This window comes from Campylobacter sp. MIT 12-5580 (assembly GCF_005406235.1).
In the GTDB taxonomy this organism is placed as follows: Bacteria; Campylobacterota; Campylobacteria; order Campylobacterales; family Campylobacteraceae; genus Campylobacter_D.
This window is the reverse complement of sequence record NZ_NXLK01000011.1, coordinates 28748-42004: the sequence shown is the minus strand read 5'-3', so window position 1 is coordinate 42004 and position 13257 is coordinate 28748. Positions and strand designations below refer to the sequence as shown.

At 35.4% G+C, this 13257-nt stretch carries 16 protein-coding genes; 12 read left to right on the top strand and 4 right to left on the bottom strand.

Annotation, left to right across the window (positions count from 1 at the left end):
* From CQA38_RS08730 to CQA38_RS08715, 4 genes are all read right to left on the bottom strand, one after another.
* Window positions 1-1653, bottom strand: a 1653-nt coding sequence (locus tag CQA38_RS08730) for a hypothetical protein (protein WP_137633620.1), incomplete at its 3' end; no start/stop codon positions are given.
* Window positions 1654-1891: 238 nt separating this feature from the next.
* Window positions 1892-2509, bottom strand: coding sequence for a recombination mediator RecR (recR, locus tag CQA38_RS08725; RefSeq protein WP_137633619.1), 618 nt, complete (start codon window positions 2507-2509; stop codon window positions 1892-1894).
* Window positions 2457-3695 (bottom strand): ArsS family sensor histidine kinase, encoded by a 1239-nt coding sequence (locus tag CQA38_RS08720; protein ID WP_137633618.1) that lies wholly within the window; start codon window positions 3693-3695, stop codon window positions 2457-2459. The genes recR and CQA38_RS08720 overlap by 53 nt, the downstream gene beginning before the upstream one ends.
* Complete coding sequence (locus tag CQA38_RS08715; RefSeq protein WP_137633617.1) at window positions 3692-4363, bottom strand: response regulator transcription factor; 672 nt, start codon at window positions 4361-4363, stop codon at window positions 3692-3694. The genes CQA38_RS08720 and CQA38_RS08715 overlap by 4 nt, the downstream gene beginning before the upstream one ends.
* A gap of 138 nt (window positions 4364-4501) precedes the next feature.
* Here CQA38_RS08715 and dnaJ point away from each other — a divergent pair, with 138 nt between their 5' ends.
* The 12 genes from dnaJ to flgN all read left to right on the top strand — a co-directional run bounded on the left by dnaJ (window position 4502) and on the right by flgN (window position 13255).
* On the top strand, window positions 4502-5614 hold the full coding sequence (gene dnaJ, locus CQA38_RS08710; protein ID WP_137633616.1) for a molecular chaperone DnaJ: 1113 nt from the start codon (window positions 4502-4504) through the stop codon (window positions 5612-5614).
* 167 nt (window positions 5615-5781) lie between these two features.
* Window positions 5782-6225 carry a ribose 5-phosphate isomerase B gene (rpiB, locus tag CQA38_RS08705; RefSeq protein WP_137633615.1) on the top strand — a complete coding sequence of 148 codons (444 nt, stop codon included), beginning with the start codon at window positions 5782-5784 and terminating at the stop codon, window positions 6223-6225.
* Complete coding sequence (locus CQA38_RS08700) at window positions 6216-6548, top strand: hypothetical protein (protein ID WP_137633614.1); 333 nt, start codon at window positions 6216-6218, stop codon at window positions 6546-6548. Before rpiB ends, CQA38_RS08700 begins: the two co-directional genes overlap by 10 nt.
* Window positions 6545-7093, top strand: coding sequence for an adenine phosphoribosyltransferase (gene apt, locus CQA38_RS08695; protein ID WP_137633613.1), 549 nt, complete (start codon window positions 6545-6547; stop codon window positions 7091-7093). Before CQA38_RS08700 ends, apt begins: the two co-directional genes overlap by 4 nt.
* A gap of 2 nt (window positions 7094-7095) precedes the next feature.
* A complete protein-coding gene (locus tag CQA38_RS08690) occupies window positions 7096-7689 on the top strand; it encodes a DedA family protein (RefSeq protein ID WP_137633612.1) in 594 nt (197 codons plus the stop codon).
* Window positions 7686-9161, top strand: coding sequence for a leucyl aminopeptidase (locus tag CQA38_RS08685; RefSeq protein ID WP_137633611.1), 1476 nt, complete (start codon window positions 7686-7688; stop codon window positions 9159-9161). Before CQA38_RS08690 ends, CQA38_RS08685 begins: the two co-directional genes overlap by 4 nt.
* The gene (ychF, locus tag CQA38_RS08680; protein ID WP_137633610.1) at window positions 9158-10261 is read left to right on the top strand and encodes a redox-regulated ATPase YchF; all 1104 of its coding nucleotides are present in this window, start codon (window positions 9158-9160) and stop codon (window positions 10259-10261) included. Before CQA38_RS08685 ends, ychF begins: the two co-directional genes overlap by 4 nt.
* A 178-nt stretch (window positions 10262-10439) precedes the next feature.
* Window positions 10440-10937: a hypothetical protein gene (locus tag CQA38_RS08675; RefSeq protein WP_137633609.1), complete on the top strand. Its 498-nt coding sequence runs from the start codon at window positions 10440-10442 to the stop codon at window positions 10935-10937.
* Between the two features lie 189 nt (window positions 10938-11126).
* Window positions 11127-12176: a flagellar basal body P-ring protein FlgI gene (locus CQA38_RS08670; RefSeq protein ID WP_137633608.1), complete on the top strand. Its 1050-nt coding sequence runs from the start codon at window positions 11127-11129 to the stop codon at window positions 12174-12176.
* Window positions 12176-12517 (top strand): hypothetical protein, encoded by a 342-nt coding sequence (locus CQA38_RS08665; RefSeq protein ID WP_137633607.1) that lies wholly within the window; start codon window positions 12176-12178, stop codon window positions 12515-12517. Before CQA38_RS08670 ends, CQA38_RS08665 begins: the two co-directional genes overlap by 1 nt.
* Before the next feature lie 57 nt (window positions 12518-12574).
* A complete protein-coding gene (locus CQA38_RS08660) occupies window positions 12575-12772 on the top strand; it encodes a flagellar biosynthesis anti-sigma factor FlgM (protein WP_137633606.1) in 198 nt (65 codons plus the stop codon).
* 48 nt (window positions 12773-12820) lie between these two features.
* Window positions 12821-13255: a flagellar export chaperone FlgN gene (flgN, locus tag CQA38_RS08655; RefSeq protein WP_137633605.1), complete on the top strand. Its 435-nt coding sequence runs from the start codon at window positions 12821-12823 to the stop codon at window positions 13253-13255.
* Window positions 13256-13257: the final 2 nt, after the last annotated feature.

Below are 13257 nucleotides of genomic sequence, written 5' to 3'. Positions count from 1 at the left end.
AGCCTTACTTAGCTTTTTAGCATAGGCTAAATTTGCAAAAGGATTATTAAGACTTGCTAGTCTTGAACCTATAGCCATATCATTGCTTAGATTCATTGTAGAGCTTACTGAACTTGAGGCTGAGTTTGCATTGGCTTGGGAGGTGGCGTTTGAGTTGATGTCATCAAGCGTTTTTGCGAAATTATCTTTGCTTAAAGCTATAGACACAGCTTCATTAAGACTTGCACTACTTGTAAGTATGCTATCAAAGATTTGATTTGCTGTAGTTTTATCGCTTGCCAAGTTTAAAGCTGAAGCTACACCTTGAAGGTTAGCACTATCTAAGAAAATGGCTCTTCTGTCATTGCTTACTCCAGCTCCTGCAGCTAATGAATCAAGTTTTTGAGTGATTTGAGTGCTGAGTTCTTTTTCTGCTTCGCTTGCATTTGGATTGAGTATATCAGCGATTTGTTTTCTAAGATCATCACTATAGTTGAAGTTGTAAGAGCTGCCAGCTTGATTTTCTACATTTTGAGCTTCAGCGATGAGAGTTGTTAAAGAATTGATTTGAGCGTCTAAATCAGCTACGATTGCATTTTGTAATGTAGTATCTATACCGCTTCCGCTTGATTGGACTTCTGTTTTTATGATTTCAAGTTGTTCTTTTTTCAAAAGAAGTTGCTTACTGAGTTTTTTCACTTCATCAGTAACCTTGCTTGTCATTAATAAAGATTTTTTATCTTCTGAGAGGCTGAGGGAGTATTCAAATAGATCTAAGCTGTTGCTTGTGCCAGCGTCATCGATAAACACATCAGCTGCTACTTCTGAGTTAAGTTGCTCGCCAAATTGCTCTTCAAAGCTTGAATAATCATTTGTTAAAATATCTCTATAACTTTGAACAAGCTGCAAGGATGTTCCACCGCCATTACTTGTTGTAACATCAGCGTTAAAGCCTCCATTGGCTCGTATTAAAAACTCGTTTGTAAAGCTTAGATTTCCAAGATTTTCTCTTGCAAAAACAAAACCTGTGTTTGTAATGTTTGCTGTGCCAGTAACTACGAATTGATCAGCTTTAGAATTCCCAACAAATTGAAATGCTGTTTCATTGGCTACTAAGTTGCCATTTACACGCACAGCTCCTGAAGTGATACTGCCATCTGGTAATCTTTGATCTGTTGCTACAATCACCCTAGAACCATAAGTGTGAAGAGTGCCACCACCAAAAGTATCAAAAGCTCCTCGATCTCCTTGAAGTGTTAGGTTGCCATTAAAAGTGCTTGTTCCATAAAAAGCTTGAAGGATCATATTTTTAAATGTAGTGTTTTTCGCTGTAATAGTAGGGCTTGAAATATAGGCTGGCTCGCCTGATCCTGAGCTAGCTGTGTTATTGTTGATAATAAGAGCATGTTCGCCCAAATCCATTCTTACACCACCTAAAATATCACTCATATCACTAATGTTTGAATTTATAGTAAGATCGTCATTTTTATATGCGTCTTTTAAAGTCGAAATTTGTGTGTTTGAATCGATATCAAAGTAAGTATCGATATTTGTTTTATCTTGTCCAGCATAATCTAAACTAATATCTACCGCACCTAAATTTGAAATTCCCAAAACAGCCAAAGTTGCTATACTTAAACAAAGTTTCTTACTCTGCACCTTTTTTAACTTCATAGTGTCTCCTTAAAGAAAAATTAAAATATCCATAAAATACTACCCCCCCCCCCCTGAAAAAATGCTTAAATTTAATATTTTTTTAAAAAAACTTGAATTTGAGGAGGAAAATTTTAAGTGATGATGGAAATTTTTAGATTAAAAATGAAGTTGGGTTTTGTGGATTTTGTGTATTGTTTTGCTTTTTTGGATTTATTTTTAAAAATAGTAAAACTTGCCTTTACTTAATTTTTGCTTATCACTCTTTGATCTTAGTTCGAAATGCCATAGCCTTATGCAAAGAGATAAAATCCACATTTTCAAGGCTCACGCCGCTTGGTATGCCTTGGGCGATTTTTGAGAAATGAAGATGAAAGTCTTTGAGTTTTTCCTCGATAAAAAAGATCAAAGCGTCTGAATTTATAGTGTGTGTGAGAGCAAAAATCAGTTCTTTGCAAGCATTTTCACTGATGAAATTTCTAAGCTTTAGCACAAGTTCATCACTGATCTCATCAAAGATAAAATAAAGCCCATCAAAACTTCCGCTTTCTTCAAGTATAAGTATATCTTTAGCACTTTGCACCACACAAAGTAAGTTTTTATCGCGGTTTTCATCACTACAAATTTCGCAAAGCTCATTTTCACTGAGGTTGCCACATTTTTGGCAGGGTTTGATAAAGCGGACTGCATTTTCTATATTGTGGGCAAGTTTTAGAGCAAGAGTGTGATTTTCAAGGAGCGTATAAGCAAGTCTTAGGGCTGTTTTTTTGCCTATACTTGGGAGGTTTGCAAAACTTTGCACGAGTTCGTTGAATTTTTCACTGCTATTGTGTGGCACTATTTTTTTCCTGATTGATTTGAAATTGATGAAAGCCATTTATGTATGCGTAACCAAGACTAAAATTATGCATCATACAAATTCTTTCGATGATATACAGCCCAAGCCCCATACCCTCGCTTTTGTTATCCTTATCTCTTGTAAAGGCTTTGAAGTATTCTTGAATGCTTTGTTTTAAAGGGGCTGCTTTGTTTTTAATCACGAAATGATCTTTATAGCATTCTACTATACAACTTTCATCATCTGAATGCTTAATCGCATTATCAATAAGGTTTTTAATCACCAAAGGAAAAATTTCAATATCAGCTTTAAAAATAGCGTCTTCAAAAAGCTTTACTTGTACTCTTTGTTCAAAGTCATCTCGCATAAGAAAAATTTTTGCTTCTTTTAAAAGCTCTGAAAAATGGTAGTTTTTAAATTGTAAATTATAATTTTTTGAAAGCAGGCTTTCTACTTTTGCAAATTCATTAATGAGTGAATTTAAACGTTCAAAAATCGCTATTAAACGTCCTTTTTGCTTGTTTTCTTCTATCATTTCAGCGATAATTCTTCCCTTGCCTATGGGTGTTTTTATCTCGTGCATTATAGTGCGTAAGAAAAGCTGTCTTGACTCTATGAGTTGGTGATTTTTATTCATAGTGTTGTAAAACTCAGTAGCGATTTTGCCTATCTCATTGTTTTGATAACCTTGAGGCGAAAAGCTCTTACCACTTGCCGTTTGGGCAACTTCAAGGCGAAGTTTTGTAAGGGGTTTTAAAGAGTTAATGATAGAAATATATAAAAAAGTCGTTAAAGCCAAAGAAAGCAAAAAGCCCAAAAAGATAAATTTAAAAGAGGTATTTTCTTTGTTTGATTCTAGGATTAAATCGTGATCTTGGTTTTGCACCTGTAAAAAAAGCTGATTGTTGTAAGAAATGGAAGTAAAAACCCCAAAATTTGTAGCAACTTTAAAAATTTCATTGCCCTTACTTTTGATCTTATTTGAGAGTTTTTCACCTTTGACGATACTAAAACTATTGCTTAGCAGGTAGTTTAGCAAGTCTATATTTGAGTTTTCATTGTAATTGCTTGTGAGTGATTTGATAACATTTTTTTGTCTTAGGCTTTGATTTTCATGGTGTATATCCATTTCAAGAATGATAGAAAGGGCAAATAAAGCACAAACGAGCAAAAAAACAACGATAAATAAAACACTAACTTTAGTGCGAATAGAATAAGATCTCATCCTATGAGTTTATACCCTATGCCCCTTACCGAAAAAATATGCTTTGGTGTCTTTGAGCTATCATTAATCTTTGTTCTTAAACGTCCGATGATGACATCAAGACTTTTTGAGTCTTTGTCTTTGAGGCTTTTGCAGTGTTGCACGAGCTGTTCTCTTGAAACTGAAAAACCATGCTGGCGGATAAGATAATCAAGGATTTCATACTCAGCTGGAGTAAGGGTTAAAACATTGCCATTATATGAAATTTCATGTTTTCTTTCATCAACTCTAAAGCTTGAATTTATAGTTTGATTGCCATGATCGCTTTGTTTTTTAGAGCGACGAATAAGACTCATAATCCTTGCATACATTTCTTTTGGATCATAAGGCTTTGGCAGATAATCATCAGCCCCGATTTGCAAGCCAACGACTTTATCGCTGATATCTCCACGAGCTGAAGAGATGATGATGGGAATATCACTTTTTTGTCTGATCTCGCGGCACACCTCAAGTCCATCAATACCAGGCAGGGTAAGATCTAAGATCAAGCAATCGTAATTTTTAATGCTTGAGCTAAGCCCAAGATATGGATCTTCATAGTTGGTAACCTTGATGTTAAATTGCGCAAGGTATTCAGAAAGCAAGGTAGCAAAATCTGGATCATCTTCTATCATCAAGACACTAATCATTCCTCTTCCTCCATGCTTTTGTAATGAAAAATAAATTTTTGATGTAGCTATTATAACAAAGATTAAATAATAATTATAAAAAATTTGGTAAAATACTTTTTTTAAAATTTATAACGAAACAAAATAAAGGAAAAATAAGTGGAAATAAGTTATTATGAACTTCTTGAAATTTCGCGTGATGCTGACAAAGAAACGATAAAAAAAGCCTACAGAAAACTTGCATTAAAATACCACCCAGATAGAAATCAAGGCGATAGCGACTCAGAACAGAAGTTCAAACTTATCAATGAAGCCTATGAAATTTTAAGCGATGAGAAGAAAAGAGCTTTGTATGATCGCTATGGAAAAGAAGGCGTGAAAGGTAGCTCTGGAGGTGGTTTTGGTTTTGAGGATTTTGATTTGGGCGATATTTTCTCAAGCTTTTTTGGAGGTGGCTTTAGCAGAGGTTCAAAACAAAAAGCAAATCCAGAAAACAAATACAGCCAAAACGCCAAAACTCAAATTCAAATCAGCTTTAAAGAAGCGGTATTTGGTTGTAAAAAAACGCTTCATTTTCATTATAAAAGTTTTTGTAAAACTTGTGATGGTAGCGGTTCAAAAGACGGAGCTTTGCAAACTTGCCCAACATGCAATGGTAAAGGGCAAGTTGGTTCTACGCGAGGTTTTATGACTTTTGTGCAAACTTGTTCAGCGTGTAATGGCATTGGGCAGATCATCAAAGAAAAATGCCCAGATTGTAAAGGTGCTGGCTTTAACGAACTTGAGGAAAAAACTGAGCTTGAAATTCCAGAGGGTATTGATAATGGTATGATTTTGCGAGTGCAAGGCAAGGGAAATATCCTTAAAAATGGCACTAGAGGGGATTTGCATATCGTTGTTTTGGTTGAAGAAGATGCTAATTTTATCAGAGATAATCTTGATATTTATATCGAATTTCCGGTATTTTTCACTCAAGCTGCTTTAGGACAAAAGATCAAAATCCCTACTATAAGGGGCTCTGCTTTTTTAGAACTTCCTGTTGGAGCAAAGGACAAGGATCATTTTGTGCTTGAAAATGAGGGCGTAAAAGATATACACAGCAACAAAATAGGCAGGCAGATCGTGCAAATTGCTGTGCAGTTTCCAAACAAGCTAAATGAAGAGCAAAGAACTTTGCTTGAGGAGCTTAACAAAAGCTTTGGCGTAAGTGAAGATGGACTTCATCAAGAACAAAAAGGCTTTTTTGATAAACTTGCTTCGTGGTTTAAATAAACTTTGTGCTGATTAAAGCGAATAAAATCAAGGCACAAGAAACCAAAATCAGTAAAATTACGCACAAAAAATGGTTGTTTTCATAACTTTATTGTGTTATAATCATACTTTTAAAATTCACAAGAGCTGTTTTTGTCTTTTGTGGGGGTTTATTTTCTAGGAAAAAAATGCTAAAAAAACACCTTTATATCGCAAGCGATCATGCGGGTTTTGAGCTAAAAAAAGCTCTTTGCGCTTTCTTTAAGGAACAAAATTTTGATTTTGATGATCTTGGCACTCATGATGAAAAAAGCTGTGATTATCCAGATTATGCACATTTGCTTGCTTCAAAGATCGATGAAAACAGCTTTGGCATACTTATTTGTGGTTCAGGTATTGGTATGAGTATAGCCGCAAACAAACACAAATGTGTCCGCTGTGCTTTGTGTAACGACTTAACAGCTGCTAGACTTGCTAGAGAGCATAATAATGCAAATGTTCTTGCGCTTGGGGCGCGTTTTGTGAGCGTTGATCGTGCAAAAGAGATTGTAAAAGAATTTCTAAATACTGAATTTGAAGGTGGCAGACATACTCAAAGAGTGCATAAAATCGAGGAAAAAGAATGTTGTTAGATTGGCTTGTTTTAACCTTATTGATTTGTTTGTGTTTGTATCTTACTGTTATGCTTTTGTATTACAAAACCTTGCTAAGTAAAGAAAAAATTTCAAAAGATTTTATCAAAAATAACCTTGATGACACTGAAATCGTCATTCGCAAGCTTCAAATTCAGCTTCAAAGAAGCTTAGGAAATATAGATATTTTAACTGAAGAACTCAATAAAATCAAAAGCGATTTAACCTCGCTTCGAACAAGAAATTCCCAGTATAGATTAGAAAATGACAAGCTCAGGCAAAGGATTAAAGAGCTTGAAGCTAAGATAGAGGCATTATTATGACAAAACTTACCCAACAAGAGCAAGAATTTCTTGCTTCAAGGATTAGAACAATTCCTGATTATCCTAAAAAAGGCATACTTTTTAGAGATATTACCACCTTACTCAATGACAAAGAAGCTTTGTTTTTCTTGCTCGATCATTTAGAGGATCGCTATAAGGATAAGGAACTTGATTTTATCGCTGGCACTGAAAGTAGAGGCTTTATCTTTGCAGCTTTACTTTGCGCAAAGCTTCATCTGCCTTTTGTGCCAATAAGAAAGCCCGGCAAACTTCCTTATAAAACCTTTAGCTGCGAATATACTCTTGAATATAGACATGACATTTTAGAAATTCATCAAGATGCCTTTGATAAGGTAAAAGATGCTAGAGTGCTTTTGGTTGATGATTTAATCGCCACTGGAGGCACAGCTCTTGCTTCTTATGAACTTATTAAAAAAGCAGGGGCTCAATGCGTCGAAGCTTGTTTTTTAGTCGATCTTGTTGCACTTGGCGGGTCTGAAAAATTGGCTAATCTTACTTCAGTGTATAGTGTCTTGGAGTTTTAAGTATGGAAGAGTATTTAAAAGAACTGCTGTATAATTATCAGCATTTAGCTTATATTATCATCTTTTTGTGGTGTATTTTAGAAGGTGAGTTGGCTTTGATTTTGGCTGGAATTTTTGCTCATGAAGGACATGTAAATTTAGCTATGATTATCTTTGTGGCTGGGCTTGGTGGCTTTGTGGGCGATCAAATTTATTTTTATATAGGCAGATACAATAAAAAATACATTCAAAAAAAACTTCGCTCGCAAAGGCGAAAATTTGCTGTAGCACATTTGCTCTTGCAAAAATTTGGCTGGCCTATCATCTTCATACAAAGATATATGTATGGTTTTAGGACGGTGATTCCTATGAGTATAGGTATCACTCGTTATAGTGGGAAAAAATTTGCCTTTATTAACCTCATCTCAGCTTGGGTTTGGGCGGCTATCACCATACTTTTGGCTTGGTTTTTTGGAGAAGAAATTTGGAAATTTGTGAAGTGGGCTGAGGAGCATTGGTATTATGCGGCTATACTTATCATCAGCTTTTTATCATTAATGATTTTTGGCTTTAAGCAAATGGAAAAAGCGATATTAAGAAAAAGGAATAGAACATGAAGATTGAATTCAGTGAAAAGAAACTTAGCGCTATTAAGGCTGATTTTGAACTTGTCTTTGTGCAAGATAAAAATCTCAAGCCTTTTAAGGAAAGCAAGGCTTTGTTTGATTTGCAAAACTACACAGGTGAGGGACTTTGCCTTGATAGTGCGAATAAAAAACTTTTTGTAGAGCTTAAAAGTCTTGAGTATGAGGATATTCGCCTAGCTTTTGCAAATGCGTATAAAGCCTTAAAAACACTTAATATTAAAAGCATAAAAAGCCCTTGCGTAGTTGGAAAATGCACTTTTAGAAGCTTTGCAAGTATGGTTGAGGGCATTGAGTTTGCAAGCTATGATTTTAATAAATACAAAAGTGAAAAAAAGCCTACTAAACTTGAAACCCTCATCATCTCAAAAGATGAACTTAATGGCAAAACTTATGAAGCTAAAGATGCAAAAGAAGGCTTAGAAGCTGGCAGAATTTTAAGCAAGGCAAGTCATTTTACCAAAGATATAGTCAATGAAATCCCAGAGCTTTACACTCCGCTAAAAATGGCAGAAGACGCTACAAAACTAGCAAAAGAAAATAAAAATATCACTTGCAAAGTGTATGATGAAAACTTCCTTGCTAAAGAAAAAATGAATGCCTTTTTAGCAGTAAATAAAGCCTCTATCCACCCACCTCGCCTCATTCACCTAAGCTATAAAGCTAAAAATGCTAAGCAAAAAGTAGTATTCGTAGGCAAAGGACTTACTTATGATAGCGGAGGTTTGAGCTTAAAGCCGGCTGATTATATGCTAACTATGAAAGCAGATAAAAGCGGAGCAGCTGCAGCTATGGGTATCATCAAAGCTGCAGCTGAACTTGAACTGCCTTTTGAAATTCATGCCATTTTAGGAGCAACTGAAAATATGATAGGAGGCAATGCCTTTAAGCCAGATGATGTGCTTATCTCAAGAGAAGGCGTGAGTATAGAGGTGAGAAATACAGACGCTGAGGGACGTTTGGTTTTGGCTGATTGTCTTTCTTATGCTCAGGATTTAAAGCCAAATTTACTCATCGATATGGCAACCTTAACAGGAGCTTGCGTAGTAGGACTTGGAGAATACACAAGTGGCATTATGGGTAATAACGAGGACTTGCAAAATGACTTTTATCAAGCGAGCAAAAAAAGCGGAGAATATGCTTGCGTTTTACATTTTAATCCTCATCTAAGAGAACTTATCAAATCAAATATAGCCGATGTAAGTAACACAGGCACAAGCAGATACGGCGGAGCCTTAACAGCTGGGCTATTTCTCGATAAATTTGTCCGCAAAGAGTATAAAGATAAATGGCTTCATCTTGATATAGCAGGACCTGCTTATGTGGAAAAAGCTTGGGGCTATCAAAACTTTGGAGCAGGAGCAGCTGGGGTAAGAATGTGCATAGCGTATCTTTTAGAGCTTGCAAGAAAAGATGAGAAAGAGAAAAAGGGCTTAAAAAAATGAACCTTTCAGTAGGTATAGTAGGCTTACCAAATGTTGGTAAATCCACGACTTTTAATGCCCTAACCAGATCCCAAAATGCTCAAAGTGCAAATTATCCTTTTTGCACCATAGAGCCAAATAAAGCCCTTGTTAATGTGCCAGATACTAGGCTAAAAGAGCTTGCTAAGATAGTAAATCCTCAAAAAATCTTGCATTCTGTGATAGAATTTGTAGATATTGCAGGACTTGTAAAAGGAGCGAGCAAGGGCGAGGGCTTGGGCAATAAATTCCTCTCAAATATAAGAGAAACCGAGGTGATCTTACACCTTGTGCGTTGCTTTGATGATGGAAATATCACTCATGTTGAAGGCGAGGTTGATCCTATAAGAGATATAGAAATCATTCAAACCGAGCTTATCTTAGCTGATATTGAACAACTTAGCAAAAAAATAGAAAAGCTAAACAAAGAAGCAAGGGCAAATGCTAAGGGTGCAAAAGAAAGCCTAGAGCTTGCTAATGCTTTGTTAGAGCACCTCAATAAAGGCTTAAGTGCGAGCAGCTTTGAAGACAAAGAAAATGAAGCTTTTAAAAGCCTTAACAAAGAACTCCGCTTACTTTCAGCCAAAGAAGTGATTTATGGGGCAAATGTTGATGAGGCAAGTTTAAGCAAGGAAAATGCTTATGTAAAGGCTGTGAAAGAATACGCCAAAACGCATCATCATGAAGTAATCATGCTGTGTGCAAAGATAGAAGAAGAGCTTGTTGGACTAAGTGAAGAAGAGGCAAACGAGCTTTTAGCATCTTTAGGCGTAAAAGAAAGTGGCTTAAATAGTATCATTAAAATCGCTTTTCATAAACTAGGGCTTATTAATTATTTTACCGCTGGTGAGATAGAAGTAAGAAGCTGGACTATTTATAAAGGCGATAAAGCCCCAAGAGCAGCAAGCGTTATACACAATGACTTTGAAAAAGGTTTTATTAAGGCTGAAGTGATAAGCTATGAGGACTTTATCACTTGTGGGGGAGAAGCCAAAGCAAAAGAAGCTGGCAAACTTCGCCTTGAAGGCAAAGACTATGTGGTTCAAGATGGCGATGTTATGCATTTTCGCTTTAATGTATAGCTAGAATTTATTTCTCTGGCTTGTGAATTTATAAATTTGGCGAGCCAGATTTTACATACTTTAAAAGCTTATCTTTTGTAAATTTGAAAAATATTTTCAAGAAAAGCAAATTTGCATTGACTTTTTGTTTTTTTTTTTTTTTGATAAATTTGAAATCATTTTTTTACAAAGGATTTCTATGAAAAGTTTAAAACTTTTAACTTCAACCCTCATCTTAGGTGCTGTGCTTACAGCTTGCTCTTCTGATTCAGACTCTGGAAATTTTAAACCAAAAAATGAATGGCAAGAAAAAGCTTTTGAGCTTGTAAAAGATGAGGAAAAAAATGCACAATTTTTAAGCTATGAAGAAATAAAAGCAAAATATAATATCCCAGCAAATGCTAAAATTTGTAAGGCTGAAGTGCATATAGGCACACCAACACCCGGAATTAAAGGAATGATCTTTCCTATAGCTTTTACTGATAATATAGAGGACTATGATAATTTTAAAAATGGAAAATATAAAGATTTTTATATCCCTATTTTTTATATCAATAAATACAAAATTGATGGTAAAGATATTGTAGAAGAACGCGCTCAAATATTAGCTTACAATAAAATACTTGGCTTATTTTCTACAAGTATGCTTTTGCCTAAAATTGATCCTAAAAGTATCGATCCAAAAACTTGCGAATAAGCAAAAAACAAGAGGCAAAAATTTTGCCTCTTGAAAAAATACAATTTAAAATTCAGCCATAACACATAAAACAAAAACTATATTTTAAATTTTAAAAAGATACAACAACGCACACAATTTCTTTAATGCTTTTAAAATTGGAACGAAAATTGCTTTTAAGCTTTTAAATTTAAAGACAAGGAAAGACAAATGAAAGCAGCGTTGATGATACTTGCACTTTGTATCGCAAGCTTTGCGGTGCAGGTTAAGGATGTGGCAAACACCGTTGGTGTGCGTGATAATCAGCTTATAGGATATGGGCTTGTAGTGGGGTTAAATGGCAGCGGAGATGGCACAAACTCACAATTTACCATTCAATCCATATCAAATTTACTTCAAGGTATGAATATAAAAGTCAATCCAGATGACATAAAGTCTAAAAACACCGCAGCTGTTATGGTTACAGCAAAATTACCGGCTTTTGCAAAAAGTGGGGATAAACTTGATATAACCGTTTCTTCTATGGGCGATGCAAAGTCTTTGCAAGGTGGCACACTTTTGCTTACAGCATTAAGGGGGATAGATGGTGAAATTTATGCTATCGCTCAAGGTGTTGTTTCAACAGGAGGCATTACAGGAGGAGCTGGTGGGCGTGGTGGCAATCACTCTACAAGTGCTTCTGTTTTAGCTGGAGCAAGTGTTGAGCGAGAAATTCCTCAAAATTTTAGTCAAAGTGATAATCTTACTCTAAGCCTTAAAACAGCAAGCTTTAAAACAGCAAATGATATAGAAAAGGCATTGAATTTTGCTTTTGATAGCGAGATCGCTCAAGCGCTTGATTCACGCACCATTCGCCTTACAAAACCAGATGAAGTTTCATCGGTTGAATTTATGGCAAGGGTTTTAGAACAAGATATAGACTTTGTGCCAGAAAATAAAGTCGTTATTGATGAGCGAAGTGGAACTATCATCTCTGGAGTAAATGTCGAGGTTGAGCCTATCTTAATCACGCATAAAGAAATCACCATCAAAATAGAACCAAACACTCAAGCACCACTAGCAGCAAACGAACTTGATATGAAAGATGGCGGTATCATCGATCCTACATCAAATACCCTAAGGATCAATGCAAATAAAACAACCGTAGCAAATGTAGCAAGAATGCTTAATAAACTCGGTGCAAGCCCAAATGATATTATTTCTATCATGCAAAACCTCAAAAGAGCAGGGGCTATTAACGCTGATTTGGAGGTGATTTGATGAAAGTGGATAATTTTATAGCAAGCTTTAATGCTCATACGCCAAATTTATATAATGCAAATAAAGCTCTTAAAAATGAGGTTGAGCCGAGCAAAACACAAAGCCAAACACAAGAAGATGCCGAATTTGATAAGGCTTTAAAAGAGCAAACTGATGCGTTTGAAGCCTTTTTGATTAAAACTGTGCTTGATATTTCGATGAAAAATAAAGCTTCGATTTTTGAAAAAGACGCAAGCGATGATATTTATACTTCTATGTATAATGATACCATGAGTAAGGCTTTAAGTGGTGGAATGGGCTTTTCACAATTATTGTTTAATTTTTTGAAAGAAAGGGCTTAAGTTTTTTCGCATTTAGTCGATCTAGCTTGTAGAAAAGAATACTTAAGGGAGTCTAGGATGATAAATGCGCTTACACAAAGCTTCGTAGGAAGCACGGCGACAAATGTTTCGCAACTAAATAAAGAGTCAAAAACAAATGAGACTCAAAAAACGGAAAATGAAAGGCTATCAAAACTAGCCGATCAGATCAAAAAAGGCGAATATAAGCTTGATATGAACGCAACCGCTCAGGCTATCAGCGATTCGCTACTTTAATAAGATCATTTCCCTTTTTTTGAGTTTGGGCTCTAAGAAAGGGAAAAAATGATCAAGGATTATCTTCGTAAAAGCAATGAGCTTTTAGACGAGCTTATCTCTCAAACGCAACTTGATATAGCCAATATCAAAGAAGGAAAACACAAAAGTGTTCCTGAAAGTGTTGAAAACAAAAACCGACTTATAGCTGAATTTAAGGCTGTGAAAAAACAGCTTGATGATACTCTTATTTCTTTAAGTGATAATGGGAAGAAAAACCTTGCTGAATTGCTTGATGAAGAGGATAAAGCTGAACTTGGAAATTTTAAAAATAAGCTTGAAAGCCTCCATACTATCAATAAAGAATACGCCAAACTTGTAATCGTTGTAAAAAATTTCTTTGATGGACTTTTAAACAATATGTTTGATCAAGGAAGTGGAACGAATAATGCTTATACAAATTCAAAGACAGATGTAGCTTCTCTTTTTAAGCTCAATGTATAAAG

What these genes read in the sequence shown, in the direction of transcription:
- recR (WP_137633619.1), bottom strand. Translation starts at nt 2,509, where the DNA reads ATGGCTTTCATCAATTTCAAATCAATCAGGAAAAAAATAGTGCCACAC.
- CQA38_RS08720 (WP_137633618.1), bottom strand. Translation starts at nt 3,695, where the DNA reads ATGAGATCTTATTCTATTCGCACTAAAGTTAGTGTTTTATTTATCGTT.
- CQA38_RS08715 (WP_137633617.1), bottom strand. Translation starts at nt 4,363, where the DNA reads ATGATTAGTGTCTTGATGATAGAAGATGATCCAGATTTTGCTACCTTG.
- rpiB (WP_137633615.1), top strand. Translation starts at nt 5,782, where the DNA reads ATGCTAAAAAAACACCTTTATATCGCAAGCGATCATGCGGGTTTTGAG.
- CQA38_RS08700 (WP_137633614.1), top strand. Translation starts at nt 6,216, where the DNA reads ATGTTGTTAGATTGGCTTGTTTTAACCTTATTGATTTGTTTGTGTTTG.
- apt (WP_137633613.1), top strand. Translation starts at nt 6,545, where the DNA reads ATGACAAAACTTACCCAACAAGAGCAAGAATTTCTTGCTTCAAGGATT.
- CQA38_RS08690 (WP_137633612.1), top strand. Translation starts at nt 7,096, where the DNA reads ATGGAAGAGTATTTAAAAGAACTGCTGTATAATTATCAGCATTTAGCT.
- CQA38_RS08685 (WP_137633611.1), top strand. Translation starts at nt 7,686, where the DNA reads ATGAAGATTGAATTCAGTGAAAAGAAACTTAGCGCTATTAAGGCTGAT.
- ychF (WP_137633610.1), top strand. Translation starts at nt 9,158, where the DNA reads ATGAACCTTTCAGTAGGTATAGTAGGCTTACCAAATGTTGGTAAATCC.
- CQA38_RS08675 (WP_137633609.1), top strand. Translation starts at nt 10,440, where the DNA reads ATGAAAAGTTTAAAACTTTTAACTTCAACCCTCATCTTAGGTGCTGTG.
- CQA38_RS08670 (WP_137633608.1), top strand. Translation starts at nt 11,127, where the DNA reads ATGAAAGCAGCGTTGATGATACTTGCACTTTGTATCGCAAGCTTTGCG.
- CQA38_RS08665 (WP_137633607.1), top strand. Translation starts at nt 12,176, where the DNA reads ATGAAAGTGGATAATTTTATAGCAAGCTTTAATGCTCATACGCCAAAT.
- CQA38_RS08660 (WP_137633606.1), top strand. Translation starts at nt 12,575, where the DNA reads ATGATAAATGCGCTTACACAAAGCTTCGTAGGAAGCACGGCGACAAAT.
- flgN (WP_137633605.1), top strand. Translation starts at nt 12,821, where the DNA reads ATGATCAAGGATTATCTTCGTAAAAGCAATGAGCTTTTAGACGAGCTT.